Below are 18,545 nucleotides of genomic sequence, written 5' to 3'. Positions count from 1 at the left end.
TAGATGAAAACCACATTGAAAAGTCTTAGCGTCGCGTTAATGCTGACCGGTATGGTGGTCAGCAGTGCGGCCATCGCCGCAGACAAGATTGTGATTGCTCACCGTGGGGCCAGCGGCTATTTACCGGAGCATTCGCTACCGGCAAAAGCGATGGCCTATGCGCAGGGCGCGGACTATCTGGAGCAGGATCTGGTGATGACCAAGGACGACCATCTGGTCGTTCTGCATGACCACTATCTTGACCGGGTCACCGATGTCGCCGAGCGTTTCCCGGATCGCGCTCGTAAAGATGGCCGTTACTACGCCATCGACTTTACGCTGGATGAGATCAAATCGCTGAAGTTTACCGAAGGTTTCGATATCGAAAATGGTAAACAGGTGCAGACGTACCCCGGGCGCTTCCCAATGGGTAAATCTGATTTCCGTGTGCATACGTTCGAAGAAGAGATCGAGTTTGTTCAGGGATTAAATCATTCCACCGGTAAGAACATCGGTATCTATCCGGAAATTAAAGCACCGTGGTTCCATCACCAGGAAGGGAAGGACATTGCTGCGAAGACGCTGGAAGTGCTGAAAAAGTACGGCTACAGCGACAAACAGGATAAGGTCTATCTGCAAAGTTTTGATGTGGCGGAACTTAAGCGCATCAAGAATGAGCTGGAACCCAAAATGGGGATGGACCTCAACCTGGTGCAGCTGATTGCCTATACCGACTGGAATGAAACCCAGGAGAAAAAACCGGACGGCAGTTGGGTTAACTACAACTATGACTGGATGTTTAAACCGGGCGCGATGAAGCAGGTTGCTGAGTACGCGGATGGCATTGGCCCGGACTATCACATGCTGGTCGATGAGAAGTCGAAGAAAGGCAACATCGTGTTGACCGGGATGGTGAAGGATGCGCATCAGAACAAGATGACGGTGCATCCTTATACTGTGCGGGCCGATCAGCTGCCGGACTACGCGACGGATGTGAATCAGCTGTATGACATCTTGTATAACCAGGCGGGCGTGGACGGGTTGTTCACCGACTTCCCCGACAAAGCGGTGATGTTCCTGCATAAGCAGTAACGGTATCAGGCCTGCGATAGACGCTTATCGCAGGCTGTTAGATCAGACCGTCTGCGGTCAGTGTTTCCATACATGCCTGCAGTAAATATAAAGGGCTGCCGTCTACCGGCGGCTCTTTTGCCAATAATGATATTTGGCGATAAAACGTTGGCTCCAGCGCCACCGAACGAATTTGCATGCCAACCGCCTTTAATGTGAGCTCCGGTAACAAGGCGATTCCCAGCCCCTGACGAATAAAACTGATTGCCGTATCCGGGTGGTTGAACTCGTACTTAATGATTGGCTCAATACCTTGTTCTTTAAATAACGTCATGATGCTTAATTCATAGCGCCCTTTACTGATAATCAGCGGTTCTCCCACCAGTTCTTCTACTGAGATTGTGGCTTTGGCCGCCAGCGGGTGAGCCTCGGGGACAACAACGGTGAATTTGTCCCGATAAACCGGCACGCAGTACATGCCACTGACCGGAAAATGCACAAAACCCGCATCAATGCCTCCACTCTGCAGCGAATCAATAATGGCACTGCTGTTCTCTTCATAGGGAATGATTTTGATGTTGGGGTGATGCTGTTCAAAGTAGCGGATGATACCGGGCAAAATGCAGGCGCAGGCGCTGGGAAAACAGCCGATGTGCAAGGTTCGGGCGGGGTTTTGTTTCTCCTGTTCGGCGATCTCTTTTACGGCATTCGTTTGTCCAATGATGGTCCGTAAATGCGGGAGCAGCCGGATACCTACCGGGGTGAGCTGAATATCTTTGCGCCGCTCGCGGATCAAAATATTAACCCCTAACTCTTCTTCCAGCGCCGAAATAGCCTGACTGACGGCGGACTGGGTGGTGTATAACCGCTTGCTGGCTTCGGTAAAACCACCGTAGTCAAGCACGGCCAGCAGGGCGTGGATCTGGGTTAGTGTCATTAGTTATCTCTAATTAATACCATTAAAATGATTAATTTCTCTAATAAAATAAGCCTGTTTATACTGACTTTCTACCTTAAATACCCAAAATAATTTGCGTAGCCGACACATAAGCAACGTGAACTATGACGGGGATAAATCACATTTTGACGCACCTGTCCGTTGTTCAGTCGCTCTGAGCGTTGCCTGCGTGCGCCGTCGGGACAGGTTGCCGAGTATGAAAGAAAAATTGTGGACGAAAGATTTTTGGGCCATCACGATTATCAGCTTTATTATCTTTTTTGTTTTTTATGTCCTGTTGACGCTGTTGCCGATCTATATCCTGGAGCGTCTCCATGCGACCCCTGATAAGGCGGGTTTATTAGTCACCTTCTTTTTGGGGGCCGCCATTGTGGTACGTCCGTTTGCCGGACAATGGGTGGGAAAATATTCGAATAAAACGATTCTGGTGCTCTCTTCTCTGGCCTTTTTGGTGGTCACTGCGCTGTATCCTGTCTGCCATTCAATTGAATCACTGCTGTTTATTCGGGTGCTTCATGGTGTCACGTTTGGCGTTATTACTACGGTAAAAGGGACGATTTCCGCGCGGTTGATACCGGCCTCCCGACGTGGGGAGGGCATCAGCTTTTTCTCTTTAGCTATGGGACTGGCGATGGTCGTTGGGCCATGGGTGGGTCTGAACATGGCGCGCTGGGAGGCCTTTACTTCCGCGTTCTGGCTTTGTACAGCGGTAGCGGCGGTGGGCATTGTGCTGTCATTGATTGTTGCCGTGCCGTCGGTGATTCGTCATGCCGATGGCTCGCAGCCTAAGCTGGGGTTTGCCGCCATGTTTGACCGTGCCGCCTTGCCTTTTGCCATGGTGACCTTCTTCATGACCTTTTCCTACGCCGGGGTATCTGCCTTCCTGGCGCTGTATGCACGCGAGCTGGATCTGATGGCCGCCGCCAGTAACTTCCTGCTTTGCTACGCTGTCTGCCTGATGATCTGCCGAACGTTTACCGGCAATATTTGTGATAAAAAAGGACCGAAATACGTGGTTTACCCGTGCCTGGTCGCCTTTACCGTAGGGCTTGTGGTGCTCGGATATACCCACGGCAGCATCATGATGATTATTGCCGGAGGGCTGATTGGCATTGGCTACGGCTCGGTGACACCGGTGTTCCAGACGCAAATTATTAGCGAGGTAGAGCCGCATAAAATTGGCATCGCCAATTCGCTTTTTTTCAACGCAATGGATGCGGGAATGGCGATTGGGGCATTTATTATGGGGATGATGGTAGAAGGCGTGGGGTATCGGGCGATTTATCTGGTCGGTGCCGTGCTGGTGGTTCTTGCCGGAGCGCTGTACATCATGCAGATGAAAAAACGCGGAGACGTGGTGCTGGTCTCCGCGCATGAAGTTCACTAGGCGTTACATCTCAATCTCAATGTCACCCTTTGCCCGGCAACAGCAGGGCAGTATCTCACCCGGCTGAATAAAGGCCAAAGGCTCTGCAATCCAGTCAACCTGACCCGCTACCAGGCGGGTACGGCAGGAGCCGCAGTAGCCTTCACGACATTGATACTCGACCTCAACATTGTGCGATTCAAGCGCGGCCAGCAGGGAAGGATGTTCATCCTGGCACAGCAGCTGCGTGCCAGAGATGCGTAGGGTAATACGGCCCATCAGAGCTGGAAATTACTCAGATCGTCGGTATCGACTTCGGCATCGATTTGCCCGACCAGATAAGAGCTGACTTCCACTTCTTGCGGTGCAACCTGCACGTTATCGGACACCAGCCAGGTGTTGATCCACGGAATGGGGTTCGAACGCGTTTGGAACGGCAGGTCAAGCCCTACGGCCTGCATACGAATGTTAGTGATGTACTCGACGTACTGGCACAGAATATCTTTGTTCAGACCGATCATTGAACCGTCGCGGAACAGGTAATCAGCCCACTCTTTTTCCTGCACAGCGGCCTGTACGAACAGGTCGTAGCAATCCTGTTTACACTCTTCGGCAATCTCTGCCATTTCCGGATCGTCTACGCCGCTGCGCAACAGGTTCAGCATATGCTGGGTCCCGGTCAGGTGCAGGGCTTCGTCACGGGCGATCAGGCGAATGATTTTCGCGTTGCCTTCCATCAGTTCGCGCTCGGCAAAAGCAAAAGAGCAGGCGAAGCTGACGTAGAAGCGGATCGCTTCCAGTGCGTTAACGCTCATCAGGCACAGATACAGTTTCTTCTTCAGCTCGCGCAGGTTCACGACCACCGTCTTACCATTGACCGTGTGCGTACCAACGCCGAGCAGATGCCAGTAGCTGGTCATCTCGATTAACTCGTCGTAGTAGCTGGAGATCCCTTCCGCGCGCTTCTGGATCTGCTCATTGGTGACGATATCGTCAAACACCACCGCCGGATCGTTAACGATGTTACGGATGATATGGGTGTAAGAGCGTGAGTGAATAGTTTCCGAGAAGGCCCACGTTTCCACCCAGGTTTCCAGCTCAGGGATCGAGATCAGCGGCAGCAGCGCGACGTTTGGGCTGCGTCCCTGGATGGAGTCCAGTAAGGTCTGGTACTTCAGGTTGCTGATAAAAATGTGTTTTTCATGCTCTGGCAGTGCCTGAAAGTCAATGCGATCACGAGAAACATCGACTTCTTCCGGACGCCAGAAGAAAGAGAGCTGCTTTTCGATCAGTTTTTCGAAGATGTCATATTTTTGCTGATCGTAGCGCGCGACGTTCACCGGCTGGCCGAAGAACATCGGTTCCAGAAGCTGGTCATTTTTCGTCTGTGAAAAAGTGGTGTATGCCATTGATGTGAATCCTTTGTGGGATGAGCGCCGGATGGCGGTGCAAGCACCTTATCCGGCCTACAAACCGTGCAATCGTAGGCCGGGTAAGCGTAGCGCCACCCGGCATTATTCATCAGATCTTACATGCGCCGCTTTCGCAGCCATCGTCCTGGATAGACGGCACCATATCGTCCTGAGTATCTTCAGCACCGTCGCGGGTGTTCTGATAATACAGCGTTTTGACACCAAATTTGTAGGCGGTGAGCAGGTCTTTCAGCAATTGCTGCATCGGCACTTTCCCTGACGGGAAGCGGGACGGATCGTAGTTGGTATTGGCTGAAATCGATTGATCGATAAACTTCTGCATCACGCCAACCAGTTGCAGGTAGCCGTCGTTATTGGGCATTTCCCACAGCAGTTCATAGGCATTTTTCAGGTGTTCGTAATCCGGTACTACCTGACGCAGGATGCCATCTTTCGAGGCTTTGATACTCACGTGACCGCGCGGTGGCTCAATGCCGTTGGTGGCGTTGGAGATCTGCGAAGAGGTCTCAGACGGCATCAGAGCAGAGAGTGTGGAGTTACGCAGACCGTGAGTCTTGATCGATTCACGCAACGCTTCCCAGTCGTGATGCAGCGGTTCGTTGACGATGGCATCCAAATCTTTCTTGTAGGTATCGATCGGCAGAATACCTTTGGCATAGGTGGTTTCGTTAAACCACGGGCACGCACCTTGCTCTTTAGCCAGCTCATTCGAGGCTTTCAGCAGGTAATACTGAATGGCTTCAAAGGTTTTGTGGGTCAGGTTATTGGCGCTGCCGTCAGAGTAACGTTTACCGTTCTTCGCCAGCCAGTAAGCGTAGTTGATCACCCCAATACCCAGCGTACGGCGACCCATGGCGCCACGCTTGGCGGCAGGGATCGGATAATCCTGATAATCCAGCAGCGCATCCAGTGCACGTACCGCCAGCACGGCCAGCTCTTCCAGTTCGTCAAGGCTGTTGATAGCGCCGAGGTTAAAGGCCGACAGCGTACACAGGGCAATTTCACCGTTTTCGTCGTTAACGTCGGTCAGCGGTTTGGTCGGCAGCGCGATTTCCAGGCACAGGTTGGACTGGCGCACTGGTGCGATAGCCGGATCAAACGGGCTGTGGGTGTTGCAGTGGTCAACGTTCTGAATGTAGATACGACCGGTAGAGGCGCGTTCCTGCATCATCAGCGAGAACAGCTCAACCGCTTTTACGCGTTGTTTACGAATGCTGTCATCGTTTTCGTATTGGGTGTACAGGCGCTCGAATTCGTCCTGATCGGCGAAGAACGCGTCGTACAGGCCCGGAACGTCGGACGGGCTGAATAGGGTGATGTCGCCGCCTTTCAGCAGGCGGGTGTACATCAGCTTGTTGATCTGTACGCCGTAGTCCATGTGACGTACGCGGTTGCCCTCGACGCCACGGTTGTTTTTCAGTACCAGCAGGCTTTCAACTTCCAGATGCCACATCGGGTAGAACAGCGTGGCCGCACCGCCGCGTACGCCGCCCTGAGAGCAGGATTTCACCGCAGTCTGGAAGTGCTTATAGAACGGGATACAGCCGGTGTGGAACGCTTCACCGCCGCGAATCGGGCTACCCAGCGCACGAATGCGTCCAGCGTTGATGCCGATACCGGCGCGCTGGGAAACGTATTTCACGATGGCGCTGGAGGTGGCGTTAATGGAATCCAGGCTGTCGCCGCACTCGATCAGCACGCAAGAGCTGAACTGACGGGTTGGGGTACGCACGCCAGACATGATTGGCGTTGGCAGCGAAATTTTAAACGTCGAAACGGCGTCGTAGAAACGCTTAACGTATTCCAGACGGGTTTCACGCGGGTAGTTCGAGAACAGGCAAGCTGCCACCAGAATGTAGAGGAACTGGGCGCTTTCGTAAATCTCACCGGTGACGCGGTTTTGTACCAGATATTTGCCTTCTAACTGCTTCACGGCAGCATAGGAGAAGGTCATATCGCGGTCGTGCACGATGAACGAGTCCATCTGCTTGAACTCTTCTTCCGTGTAGTCTTCCAGCAGATGATTGTCGTATTTGCCCATTTCAACCATTTTTACCACATGGTCGAACAGCGCTGGCGGTTCGAACTCGCCGTACGCTTTTTTGCGCAGGTGGAAAATGGCCAGGCGGGCAGCCAGGTATTGGTAATCCGGTGCATCGCGGGAGATCAGATCGGCGGCGGCTTTGATAATCGTTTCGTGAATATCGGAAGTCTTGATGCCGTCATAAAACTGAATGTGGGAGCGAAGCTCGACCTGAGAAATCGATACGTTATTCAGTCCTTCTGCCGCCCAATCCAGAACTCGGTGGATTTTGTCGAGATTGATGCGCTCTGTACTACCATCACGCTTTGTCACCAGCAGACTCTGATTCATGTGGTTTTTTACCTGTCCGTGAAAGAAAAAAATATCCCCCGTATTGTCCACAGTGCCATGTTGTGACTAAGTCTGTGGATAAATACTATATGTAGGGGTTGTTTGATAAGATAGACGCTATATGGTGAGTATTCTAGTAGGGATTCTTTTCAGTACAAGAGTTGATTTTGGCGTTAAATTGAGGTTGCAAAAGGGTAATAATCGCTAAGTGCGCGTCTTATAAGGCCTGGCGAGGATGTCAATAATTGAGAAAAAAAATAGAAAATTTGATCGAGTGCTGATTTCTTCATCGAAGAGCGATTACGTTATATGATCTGGCACAGAGTTTGTACGCCTGATAAGCGAAACGTCATCAGGCGTGCAGATAAGTTACTCGGCTTTCGCGGTGGTGTGCACCATATAGTTCACGTCCACGCCTGGACCCAGCTTAAAGGTGTTGGTGATCGGGTTGTAGTGCAGGCCGGTCATGTGGCGCTCTTTTAACACTGTCTGATCAACCCACTGTAACAATTCCGCAGGCTTAATAAATTTTTTCACATCGTGCGTGCCTTTAGGCACCATGCGCAGAATGTACTCCGCGCCAACCACCGCCATCAGCCACGACTTGCCGTTGCGATTGAGCGTGGAGAAAAACACCTCGCCGCCAGGTTTCACTAACTGCGCGCAGGCTCTGACCACCGACTGCGGATCCGGTACGTGTTCCAGCATTTCCATGCAGGTCACCACGTCGTACTGGTGTGCATGTTTTTCGGCGTGTTGTTCCACAGTTTCTTGTACGTATTCCACCTGAATGCCACTTTCCAGCGCATGCAGTTTTGCCACCTGTAGCGGTTCAAAACCCATATCCAGGCCGGTGACCGTCGCGCCTTCGCGCGCCATGCTTTCAGCCAGAATGCCGCCGCCGCAGCCGACGTCGAGCACTTTTTTACCAAACAGCCCGCCTGCGCGCTCGGTGATATAACCCAGACGCAGCGGGTTAATGCGGTGCAGAGGCTTAAATTCACCTTCAAGATCCCACCAGCGCGACGCGACTGCTTCAAATTTGGCAATTTCTTCATGGTCAACGTTCTGAGTCACCGGGGCTTTTTCGGCATTCATTGGGGCTTCTACTCCTTAATTAGCAATACAAACGAGTATATCAGCCTGGCAGGATGAATAAAGCCTCTCTCAGGGGGAATCCATTTACCTGAATCTGCACGGATGTGTTATAATTTGCGACCTTTGAATCCGGGATACAGTAGAGGGATAGCGGTTAGATGAGCGACCTTGCGAGAGAAATTACACCGGTCAACATTGAGGAAGAGCTGAAGAGCTCGTATCTGGATTATGCGATGTCGGTCATTGTTGGCCGTGCGCTGCCGGACGTCCGAGATGGCCTGAAGCCGGTTCACCGTCGCGTACTTTACGCCATGAACGTATTGGGCAACGACTGGAATAAAGCCTATAAAAAATCTGCCCGTGTCGTTGGTGACGTAATCGGTAAATACCACCCTCATGGTGATACCGCCGTTTACGACACCATTGTTCGTATGGCGCAGCCATTCTCCCTGCGTTACATGCTGGTGGATGGTCAGGGTAACTTTGGTTCTGTCGATGGCGACTCCGCCGCAGCGATGCGTTATACGGAAATCCGTATGTCGAAAATCGCCCACGAGCTGATGGCTGACCTGGAAAAAGAAACGGTTGATTTCGTCGATAACTATGACGGCACCGAACGCATTCCGGACGTCATGCCGACCAAAATTCCTAACCTGCTGGTGAACGGTTCGTCCGGTATCGCGGTAGGTATGGCGACCAACATTCCGCCGCACAACCTGACAGAAGTGATTAACGGCTGTCTGGCCTACATTGACGATGAAGACATCAGCATTGAAGGGCTGATGGAACACATCCCAGGTCCGGACTTCCCGACCGCCGCGATCATCAACGGTCGTCGTGGTATTGAAGAAGCCTATCGTACTGGTCGCGGTAAAGTGTACATTCGCGCCCGCGCGGAAGTTGAAGCTGACGCGAAAACCGGTCGTGAAACCATCATCGTGCACGAAATTCCGTATCAGGTGAACAAAGCGCGCCTGATTGAGAAAATTGCCGAGTTGGTCAAAGACAAACGCGTTGAAGGCATCAGCGCGCTGCGTGACGAGTCTGATAAAGACGGTATGCGCATCGTGATTGAAGTCAAACGTGACGCGGTCGGGGAAGTGGTTCTCAACAACCTTTACTCCCAGACCCAGCTGCAGGTTTCCTTCGGTATTAACATGGTTGCGCTGCACCATGGTCAGCCGAAGATCATGAACCTGAAAGATATTATCGCTGCGTTTGTGCGTCACCGTCGTGAAGTGGTTACTCGCCGTACTATTTTTGAACTGCGTAAAGCCCGCGATCGTGCCCACATCCTTGAAGCGTTAGCGATTGCACTGGCCAACATCGATCCGATCATTGAACTGATCCGTCGTGCGCCGACCCCGGCTGAAGCGAAAGCCGGACTGGTTGCCCGTTCGTGGGAGCTGGGTAACGTATCGGCGATGCTGGAACGTGCCGGTGATAACGCTGCCCGTCCTGAATGGCTGGAACCTGAGTTTGGCGTGCGTGACGGTCAGTACTACCTGACTGAACAGCAAGCCCAGGCGATTTTGGATCTGCGCTTGCAGAAACTGACCGGCCTTGAGCATGAAAAACTGCTCGACGAATACAAAGAGCTGCTGGAGCAGATCGCTGAATTGCTGCACATTTTGGGCAGCGCCGATCGCCTGATGGAAGTGATCCGTGAAGAGATGGAGCTGGTTCGCGAGCAGTTCGGTGATGAGCGTCGCACTGAAATCACCGCCAACAGCGCTGACATCAACATCGAAGATCTGATTACCCAGGAAGATGTTGTCGTGACCTTGTCTCATCAGGGCTACGTCAAATATCAGCCGTTAACCGATTACGAAGCACAGCGTCGTGGCGGTAAGGGTAAATCAGCAGCACGTATTAAAGAAGAAGACTTCATCGACCGCCTGCTGGTGGCCAACACCCACGATACGATCCTGTGCTTCTCCAGCCGTGGTCGTCTGTACTGGATGAAGGTCTATCAGCTGCCGGAAGCGAGCCGTGGCGCGCGTGGACGTCCAATCGTCAACCTGCTGCCGCTGGAAGCCAACGAACGTATCACCGCGATCCTGCCGGTACGCGAGTACGAAGAGGGCGTGAACGTCTTTATGGCAACCGCTAGCGGTACCGTGAAGAAAACGGCGCTGACCGAGTTCAGCCGTCCACGTTCAGCCGGTATTATTGCGGTTAACCTGAATGAAGGCGACGAGCTGATTGGCGTGGATCTGACCTCCGGGTCTGACGAAGCAATGCTGTTCTCTGCCGCCGGTAAAGTGGTGCGCTTCAAAGAAGATGCCGTGCGTGCGATGGGTCGTACAGCGACCGGCGTGCGTGGTATCAAGCTTGCGGGCGAAGACAAAGTTGTTTCGCTGATTATTCCGCGTGGCGAAGGCGCTATCCTGACCGTGACGCAAAACGGTTATGGTAAGCGTACCGCGGCGGAAGAGTATCCAACCAAGTCGCGTGCGACGCAGGGCGTTATCTCCATCAAAGTCACCGAGCGTAACGGTTCCGTTGTTGGCGCGGTGCAGGTGACCGATAGCGACCAGATCATGATGATCACCGATGCCGGTACGCTGGTGCGTACTCGCGTGTCGGAAATCAGCGTGGTTGGGCGTAACACCCAGGGCGTTATCCTCATCCGCACGGCGGAAGATGAGAACGTAGTGGGTCTGCAACGTGTAGCTGAACCGGTTGATGACGAAGAACTGGATTCCATCGACGGCAGCGCAGCGGAAGGGGACGAGGATATCGCGCCTGAAGCAGAAAGCGATGACGATGCGGCGGATGACGCAGAAGAATAATTAAGTTGTAATGAGAAGGGCCGGAGAAATCCGGCCCTTTTTTTTAGTTCATTCTTTCTACTATCATCGCAATCCCCTGGCCGCCGCCGATGCACAGCGTCGCCAGTCCAAGGGTTTTATCCCGCGCCTGTAGCGCGTGTAGCAACGTCACCAGAATGCGCGCCCCGCTGGCGCCGATAGGGTGCCCAAGCGCGATTGCTCCGCCGTTGACATTCACCTTTTGCGCATCAAATCCCAGCGTTTCCCCTACTGCCAGAAACTGTGCGGCAAACGCCTCATTGGCCTCAATCAGGTCGATATTAGACAATTGAAGCCCGCTCAGTTGCAGCGCTTTTTGCGTCGCCGGAACCGGACCCATGCCCATCATGGCAGGCGCGACGCCGCCGCAGGCATAGGCTTTGATGCGCGCCAGCGGCTTCAGCCCAGCAGCCAGCGCCGCCGCCTCTTCCATGATTACCAGCGCGGCGGCACCGTCGTTGATCCCCGAAGCGTTACCGGCCGTGACGGTGCCTGCTTTGTCGAAGGCCGGACGTAATGCGGCAAGGCCTTCCGCCGTAGAGTCGGCTTTGGGGAATTCATCACGATCAAACATGATCGCTTTTTTCCGCGATACCACACTCACAGGGACGATCTCTGCCTCAAATGCCCCTGACTCTATTGCCGATACCGCTTTACGCTGCGACATCAGCGCCAGTTCATCCTGCATCTCCCGGCTAATGCCATACTCCTTGGCGACATTTTCAGCGGTGATCCCCATATGGTAGCCATGCTCGGCGCAGATCAGACCGTCGCGCAGGATTACATCTGACAACTGTCCGTCCCCGAGGCGATATCCCCAGCGGGCTTTAGCGTCTAACAAGTACGGTGCCTGACTCATATTTTCCATACCGCCGGCGACAATTGCCTGAGCCTGCCCGGCCTGAATCGCCTGCGCAGCAAGCGCCACGCTTTTAAGGCCAGAGCCGCAGACTTTATTAATGGTAAAGCCGCACACGGTATCGGCGAGACCGCTTTTTAACAACGCCTGGCGTGCCGGGTTCTGTCCTAAACCTGACTGCAGCACGTTACCCATGATCACCTCGTCAACCTGGAGTGGGTCGAGGCGGGCACGCTCCAGCGCAGCTTTAATCACCGTTGATCCGAGTTCGACGGCGCCGGTGGTGGCTAGTGCGCCATTGAAGTTACCGATTGCGGTACGTGCCGCGCTGACGATGACACAATTTTTCATTTTTCTGTTCCCTTAAGTAAGTGGCTGCCGTCAGAACAAGGTCAATCCGATGACGAAAATGACGCCGGAGAAAAGCAGGGCGGTGATGCAGTAGCCCATAATGTCGCGCACGCCCAGCCCGGCGATAGCCAGCGCAGGTAAAGCCCAGAACGGTTGCGCCATGTTCATCCACTGCTCGCCGTAGGCGATAGCCATCACCGATTTACCGAGGTCAGCACCGAGCGCCTGTGCGGCTGGCAGCACGAACGGTCCCTGAATCACCCAGTGTCCACCCCCTGATGGCACGGCAAAGTTAATCAGCGCGGAACTGAAGAAGGTCATTAATGGGAAGGTGTCTTTGTTGGCGACGTTGATGAAGAATTCGGTAATCAGCCCGCCGAGACCGGAATGCTCCATCATCAACTGAATACCGGCGTAGAAGGGGAACTGCACCAGGATCCCCGCAGTGCTGCGGGCGGCGGCGCTGACGGCACGCATATAAGCCATTGGCGTTTTGTGCAGCAGCAAACCGGCAATCATAAACATCAGGTTGACGGTGTTGATGGTGAGGTTGAAACCCTTGTCGGCGAAATACAGTGCCAGGTAAGCAATCCCCAGTCCGCCAATGATCAGCGTCAGAATACGGCTCTCTTCCAGACGCTCGGACGGCGGTGCGTCTGGCGGGAGTTTCTTCTGGAAATCATCTTCTTCCAGCAATAATTTTGGATCGATGCTTACCACATCAGACGGTTTCGGCGTCATCATGCGGGTGATGAACGGCATGACCACAATCAGTGCCAGAGTGATGAAAATATTGAAATCGGTAAACAGGGTGTCGCTGACCGGAATTAATCCAGCAACGTGCTCGACCGGGTTGCCCGGTGTGGCCGCCAGCAACGGCATTGAGCCGGAGAAACCCCCACCCCAGGTCAGAAAGCCGATGTAGGCGCAGGCAATCAGCAGCGGGTAGCCAGAGCCGGGTACCCGACGGGCGACTTCACGAGCAAACATCGCTCCCACCACCAGACCAAAGCCCCAGTTGATGACGCTGGCGACCGCGGCAAAGAATGTCACCAGCATAACGCCCTGTGTGGGGGTTTTAGCGGCTGAAGCGGCGGTGCGCAGCAGACTTTTAACCGGACCGGAGCTGGCCAGCGCGTGGCCGGTGACGATGATCAGCGCCATCTGCATACCAAATGCCAGCAGATTCCAGAAACCGTCTCCCCAGAACTTGACCATGCTGATCGGTGTTTGCGGCGTCAACCACAGCGCAATGGCGAACGTTATCAGCGTCAGCAGCATGGCGAAGATCAGCGGATCGGGCAGCCAGCGGCTGACGAAGCGCGTCATAAAGCGTGACATACGACCAATCATACGTCACCTCGCAGGATCAGCAGATCGTCGGCAATATCAAACTGCGCTTCGGTTTTTTCACGCAGGGCGACGATATCACAGCCTTCAGCGATTTCTGTCAGCCACATTTTACCGTCAATGAAGCGGAAAACGGCGAGTTCGGTGACCAGCATATGTACCGCGTGCTGGACCGTCAGTGGCATGGTGCAATGGCGGAGAATTTTAGCCGCGCCATCTTTCGCACAATGTTCCATGGCGATAATGACTTTACGCGCGCCGGTGACCAGATCCATTGCGCCGCCCATACCGGGCACCATCTTACCGGGAACCACCCAGTTGGCGAGGTTAGCCTGTTCATCAACCTGCAACCCACCGAGGACACAGGCATCCACATGGCCGCCGCGAATTAACGCGAATGACATAGCGCTATCAAACATTGCGGCACCGGGCAAAATACCACACGGTTGCCCACCGGCGTTGACCAGATCGGGATGGGCGGTGGTGACCGGACCCAGCCCGAGAAAACCGTTCTCGGACTGTAGGGTGATGTGAATATCTGCGGGCAGGTAGTTGGCGACCATCGTTGGCAGGCCGATGCCTAAATTCACCACGTCGCCGTCGCGAAGTTCTTGCGCCACGCGGCGCGCAATACGTTGTTTAGCATCCATGATTAGCTCTCCTGTGGAATGACGATATGGTCGATAACGGCGCCGGGGGTGACTATCTGGTCAGGGAGAAGCGAACCTGTTTCGACCATTTCATCCGGCTCCACCAGCGTGAGGTCGGCGGCAAGGGCGATCAGTGGGTTGAAATTGCGCGCGCTGAGTTGGTAGGTGAGGTTGCCAAGCATGTCTGCGCGGTGCGCACGAATCAGCGCCAGGTCCGCACGTAATGGGCGTTCAAGCAGCCAGGTTTTGCCATCAAGCGTCAGGGTCTGCTTGCCGTCTTCGACAATGGTGCCAACGCCGGTCGGCGTCAGAAAACCGCCAAGCCCCGCGCCGCCGCAGCGAATTTGCTCAATCAGGGTGCCTTGCGGCACCAGTTGAACCTCCATTTCACCTGCAATCATGCGTCGACCGGTTTCAGGATTGGTGCCAATGTGCGAAGCAATTACTTTGCTCACACGGCCATTGACGATCAGCGGCCCGATCCCGGTATCGACAAAGGCCGTATCGTTAGCGATAAGAGTCAGATCTCTGACGCCGGACTCAAGTAGAGCTTCAACCAAACGGGGTGGGGTACCAACCCCCATAAAGCCCCCGACCATGATGGTCATGCCGTCGCGAAAGAAATGTGTAGCGTCTTGTAAGGTAAGAAGTTTTGTTTTCATTCTATTTCCCTGTTGCCTGGTCCATTTTGGGTACATCAGGGAATTGCAAGCGGGATGCCAGAATGGTGAAATAGAAAGAAATATCGTTAATTAATTGAATCAGAAGGGTTATTTGTTCTCTGAATATGTGATAGTGATGGGGGAACTATGCAGAGTTTTGCGCAGTGTGCAAAATTCTGCATAGCAACTTTCTGTCTCAAACCCCTGTCGGGTCGATGTCATATTCTTGAAGTTTATACATCAGGGCGCGTCGGCTGATACCCAGCATCAGCGCCGTGCGGGTGCGGTTGCCGTCCTGTTGTTCAAGAACCTCCACGATGATCCGTTTTTCCTCGCGTTTAATTTCTTCTTTCAGGCTACGTTCCCCAGTCTGAGTGGGTTTTACTTCGGTTGTTGCGCTGACGGGTGAACGGAACTGGTCGGGAAGATCGTCGGCAAAAATCACCGCGCCGGTGTTCATTACCACCGCGCGTTCAATCACATTGGAGAGTTCACGGATATTGCCCGGCCACGACCAGGCACTGAGGATCGACATTGCCGTTGGGTCGATATCGATGATATCGCGCTGATTCTCAGAACTGAATTTTTGTAAAAAATGGTTGGCCAGCAGGGCGATATCTTCCCGCCGATCGCGTAACGGTGGCAGCTGAAGGTGGATGACATTCAAACGATAAAACAGATCTTCGCGGAAAGTGCCTGCTTTCACCATTGTTTGCAGGCTACGGTTGGTGGCGGCGATAATGCGGATATCGACGCGAATGGTTTGATGCCCGCCGATGCGTTCAAATTCTCTTTCCTGCAAAATGCGCAGCAGCTTCGCCTGCAGGCCTGGTGGCATTTCGCCAATTTCATCAAGGAAAAGCGTACCCTGATGGGCGCGTTCGAATAAACCCTGGCGCAGCGTTTGCGCCCCGGTAAACGCCCCCTTTTCATGACCGAACAGCTCGCTTTCCAGTAACGATTCCGGCAGGGCGGCGCAGTTGATTTTGATAAAAGGACCGTTGGCGCGTCGGCTGTTGTAATGAATGGCGCGGGCAATCAGCTCTTTTCCGGTGCCGCTCTCACCGCTTACCAACACGCTGGCCTGCGAGAGGGCGATTTTCGCCGTATCTTTACAGATATCCATCATCAACGGGCTGTTGGTCAGGATATGCCCCCATTGCCAGCTGGTACTTAGCGCTTTATGCAGGTTGCGGATCTCCTGCTTCATCGCCTGTAGCTGCAACGCGCGCTGGATAACCAGATTAAGCTCATCCAGATCGAAAGGTTTGATCACGTAATCAAATGCGCCGCTGCGTAACGCTTCCACCGCCGTCTCAACTTCGGCGTAAGCGGTCATCAGAATGACGGGGATCCGCGGTTGACACGTACGCATACGTTTTAGCGCCTCAATACCGTCCATAACCGGCATACGAATATCCATCAACACTACGTCAGGCTGCGTTTCGTTAAACAGCGTCAGGCCAGCCTCACCGTCGCAGGCGCTGTGCGTCTCATGTCCTTGCAGGGAAAACGCGGTCGTCAGCATACGGCAAACATTGGCTTCATCATCAACGATGAGAATACGGTAGGTGGTTTTCATTCTGACGGGGTTTCCTGCGGATAAGTCGGTAAAATAAGGGTGAAGGTGGCACCGCAGCCCGGCATGCTGGCGACGCGAATATCGCCCTGATGGGCGTTAATAATCCGCTGGCTGAGGGCCAGACCAAGCCCTGTTCCCGAGGCTTTGGTGGTGAAGAACGGATCAAATATTTTTTTCTGCAGCGCAATATCGATGCCGCAGCCGTTATCCTCGATGGTCACCGCCTGTTGTGACGCCGTGTATTGCCAGGTACGGATCTTAATGTCACCGCGTGCGCTGATGGCTTGTACCGCGTTGATTAAAATGTTGAGGATCACCTGCTTAAGTAACTCGCGATCGGCAACGATCGCTGGCAGGTTGGGGTGTAACTCGGTGGTAAAATTAATGCGCGCCTGAATACCGGCGGTTTGAACCAGGATCAGCGTCTCCGTAATCAGCGTATTGAGCTGTACCTGCTGCCATTTGCTGCGTCGGGGACGGGAAAAATCCAACAGTTGCTGAATTACTCTGTTGATTGAGTCAATTTCGTTCAGCACCACAGATAAATATTCCTGATGCGCCGGCAAGGTCGTTTGTTGGCGGATAATCTGCACATAACCACGGATTGCCGTCAGCGGATTTCTCACTTCATGAGCCACGCCGGCCATCAGTTCGCCGAGGGTGGCAAGCCGCTCAGTTTGTGCCAGTCGCCGCTGGGTCTCTTTACGGGCGGTTAAATCGGAGAAGAAAACCAATGCGCCGATCAGTTCGCCGTGTGCATTATGGATCCGGCTGGAAGTGACGCTTATCTCAATGACACGGTCGCGTCCGGGAAAGCTGACTTCCTGAGCGACATGTTCGGTACCATGTTCCAGCGTATCCAGCACCGGGCTGGAAAATGGGGTGTTGGAAAAAATCCTGGCATAAGGTTGCCCGACTAACTCATGCAACGTGTAACCGGTAATTTGTTCCGCTGCGGGGTTCATCGTGGTGACATCACCCTGTCTGTCGATAGCAATCACCCCGTCGGCGGCGTTTTCAATAATCAGATCGTTAAGGGTTTTGGTTTCCAGCAGCGTTTGCGCCAGCGCATTGACGCTGCGGCTAATTTGCCCCAGTTCGCCGGGCAATTCTGGCAGTCGGGTTGGCGTCTTTTGTCCCAGCGTTAACAGACCGTCGGTGATGATGTCGATATTGGCGCTGAGACGGCGGGAGAACAGCACGATCAGCAGCAGGCTGATGAGCAGTCCTGCCGCCAGCACGGCGACGATTCTGACGTCCATTTTTCTCGCTTGCTGGCGAATATCTTCCGTCAGTTCGTTGGCCCAGATATAGCCAATAACCTCACCATGACGTTTGATCGGTAGCATTGAATTAAGGATGTCGCCGCGCACCTGTTGGCCTGAGACGACGATGGCCGACTGGGTGCTCATCACGTCACGTCCTGGGTGGTCAGGTGAGATAGTGAGTCCCACATTGCCCTGATAAAGCGCAGAAGGGGAGTAGGTGATCACGGCATCGAGGGCTTTGTGGTAGTAGCCCGCGCCCACGCCGGGAAACGCCTGTGTGATGCGCTCGGTGATGGGGCCCAGCGCCTGATTAAGCGCACGAATGCGCGCGTCACGCGGCAAATTTGCATAGTCGCTAAAACGATCGCCCAAGGCATCGTTTAGCAGGGCTAACACTGATGACAGTTTTTTCTCTTTTTCAGATAAGACTGCTGAACGGCCTTCGGTTTCTACGATATAACCAATGGATATCGTCGGTACTGTCACCATCAGAATGGCCATCATGATCATTTGGTTGCGTAAACGTCGCGGGGTTAAACGACGCGTCAGCCATTTCAGGTCGGGCATTCTGACATCCGTACAAGGTATTTAAGTCAAACGACGATTATCAGAGGTTAAGATAATGTTTTCTCAGCGGTGTATCATATTCCCGTAAAGAGAGGGCATTGCGACGCCGGGCATTTACCGCTACCTTAACCACACTTATTCATACCCTGAGGCGGAGCTTCGCC

At 53.6% G+C, this 18,545-nt stretch carries 14 protein-coding genes; 3 read left to right on the top strand and 11 right to left on the bottom strand.

Annotated elements, in window-relative coordinates:
* The first annotated feature begins 3 nt into the window (after positions 1–3).
* Positions 4–1,071, top strand: a complete 1,068-nt coding sequence (gene glpQ / locus QNN86_RS02355) for a glycerophosphodiester phosphodiesterase (protein ID WP_181617413.1) — start codon at positions 4–6, stop codon at positions 1,069–1,071.
* A gap of 37 nt (positions 1,072–1,108) precedes the next feature.
* On the opposite strand, the gene QNN86_RS02350 is transcribed toward glpQ, so the two are convergent.
* The gene (locus QNN86_RS02350) at positions 1,109–1,987 is read right to left on the bottom strand and encodes a LysR family transcriptional regulator (protein WP_414210570.1); all 879 of its coding nucleotides are present in this window, start codon (positions 1,985–1,987) and stop codon (positions 1,109–1,111) included.
* Positions 1,988–2,204: 217 nt separating this feature from the next.
* Between QNN86_RS02350 and QNN86_RS02345 the strand changes: the two genes are divergently transcribed.
* The gene (locus QNN86_RS02345; RefSeq protein WP_414210569.1) at positions 2,205–3,395 is read left to right on the top strand and encodes an MFS transporter; all 1,191 of its coding nucleotides are present in this window, start codon (positions 2,205–2,207) and stop codon (positions 3,393–3,395) included.
* 3 nt (positions 3,396–3,398) lie between these two features.
* Here QNN86_RS02345 and yfaE read toward each other — a convergent pair whose 3' ends face one another.
* From yfaE to ubiG, 4 genes are all read right to left on the bottom strand, one after another.
* Positions 3,399–3,653: a ferredoxin-like diferric-tyrosyl radical cofactor maintenance protein YfaE gene (gene yfaE / locus QNN86_RS02340; protein ID WP_096756406.1), complete on the bottom strand. Its 255-nt coding sequence runs from the start codon at positions 3,651–3,653 to the stop codon at positions 3,399–3,401.
* Positions 3,653–4,783, bottom strand: a complete 1,131-nt coding sequence (gene nrdB / locus QNN86_RS02335; protein WP_174360347.1) for a class Ia ribonucleoside-diphosphate reductase subunit beta — start codon at positions 4,781–4,783, stop codon at positions 3,653–3,655. The genes yfaE and nrdB overlap by 1 nt, the downstream gene beginning before the upstream one ends.
* Positions 4,784–4,895: 112 nt before the next feature.
* Positions 4,896–7,181 carry a class 1a ribonucleoside-diphosphate reductase subunit alpha gene (gene nrdA / locus QNN86_RS02330; RefSeq protein ID WP_182269505.1) on the bottom strand — a complete coding sequence of 762 codons (2,286 nt, stop codon included), beginning with the start codon at positions 7,179–7,181 and terminating at the stop codon, positions 4,896–4,898.
* Between the two features lie 369 nt (positions 7,182–7,550).
* Positions 7,551–8,279, bottom strand: coding sequence for a bifunctional 2-polyprenyl-6-hydroxyphenol methylase/3-demethylubiquinol 3-O-methyltransferase UbiG (gene ubiG / locus QNN86_RS02325; protein WP_414210568.1), 729 nt, complete (start codon positions 8,277–8,279; stop codon positions 7,551–7,553).
* Between the two features lie 158 nt (positions 8,280–8,437).
* Between ubiG and gyrA the strand changes: the two genes are divergently transcribed.
* Positions 8,438–11,074, top strand: coding sequence for a DNA topoisomerase (ATP-hydrolyzing) subunit A (gene gyrA, locus QNN86_RS02320; RefSeq protein WP_182269506.1), 2,637 nt, complete (start codon positions 8,438–8,440; stop codon positions 11,072–11,074).
* 43 nt (positions 11,075–11,117) lie between these two features.
* Here the strand turns inward: gyrA and QNN86_RS02315 are convergent, their stop codons facing one another.
* The 6 genes from QNN86_RS02315 to atoS all read right to left on the bottom strand — a co-directional run bounded on the left by QNN86_RS02315 (position 11,118) and on the right by atoS (position 18,381).
* Positions 11,118–12,302, bottom strand: a complete 1,185-nt coding sequence (locus QNN86_RS02315; RefSeq protein ID WP_182269507.1) for an acetyl-CoA C-acyltransferase — start codon at positions 12,300–12,302, stop codon at positions 11,118–11,120.
* A gap of 30 nt (positions 12,303–12,332) precedes the next feature.
* Positions 12,333–13,655 carry a TIGR00366 family protein gene (locus tag QNN86_RS02310; protein ID WP_414210567.1) on the bottom strand — a complete coding sequence of 441 codons (1,323 nt, stop codon included), beginning with the start codon at positions 13,653–13,655 and terminating at the stop codon, positions 12,333–12,335.
* Positions 13,652–14,302, bottom strand: a complete 651-nt coding sequence (locus QNN86_RS02305) for a 3-oxoacid CoA-transferase subunit B (RefSeq protein WP_414210566.1) — start codon at positions 14,300–14,302, stop codon at positions 13,652–13,654. Before QNN86_RS02305 ends, QNN86_RS02310 begins: the two co-directional genes overlap by 4 nt.
* A 2-nt stretch (positions 14,303–14,304) precedes the next feature.
* The gene (gene atoD / locus QNN86_RS02300; RefSeq protein ID WP_414210565.1) at positions 14,305–14,964 is read right to left on the bottom strand and encodes an acetate CoA-transferase subunit alpha; all 660 of its coding nucleotides are present in this window, start codon (positions 14,962–14,964) and stop codon (positions 14,305–14,307) included.
* Between the two features lie 196 nt (positions 14,965–15,160).
* Positions 15,161–16,546, bottom strand: a complete 1,386-nt coding sequence (atoC, locus tag QNN86_RS02295; RefSeq protein WP_414210564.1) for an acetoacetate metabolism transcriptional regulator AtoC — start codon at positions 16,544–16,546, stop codon at positions 15,161–15,163.
* Complete coding sequence (gene atoS, locus QNN86_RS02290) at positions 16,543–18,381, bottom strand: two-component system sensor histidine kinase AtoS (RefSeq protein WP_414210563.1); 1,839 nt, start codon at positions 18,379–18,381, stop codon at positions 16,543–16,545. Before atoS ends, atoC begins: the two co-directional genes overlap by 4 nt.
* Between the last annotated feature and the right edge of the window lie 164 nt (positions 18,382–18,545).

Origin of the sequence: Citrobacter sp. C348 (assembly GCF_047467975.1) — a bacterium.
Taxonomy (GTDB): domain Bacteria; phylum Pseudomonadota; class Gammaproteobacteria; order Enterobacterales; family Enterobacteriaceae; genus Citrobacter; species Citrobacter gillenii.
Note: the sequence above shows the minus strand (reverse complement) of the source record. Positions and strands in the feature narration are given on the sequence as shown.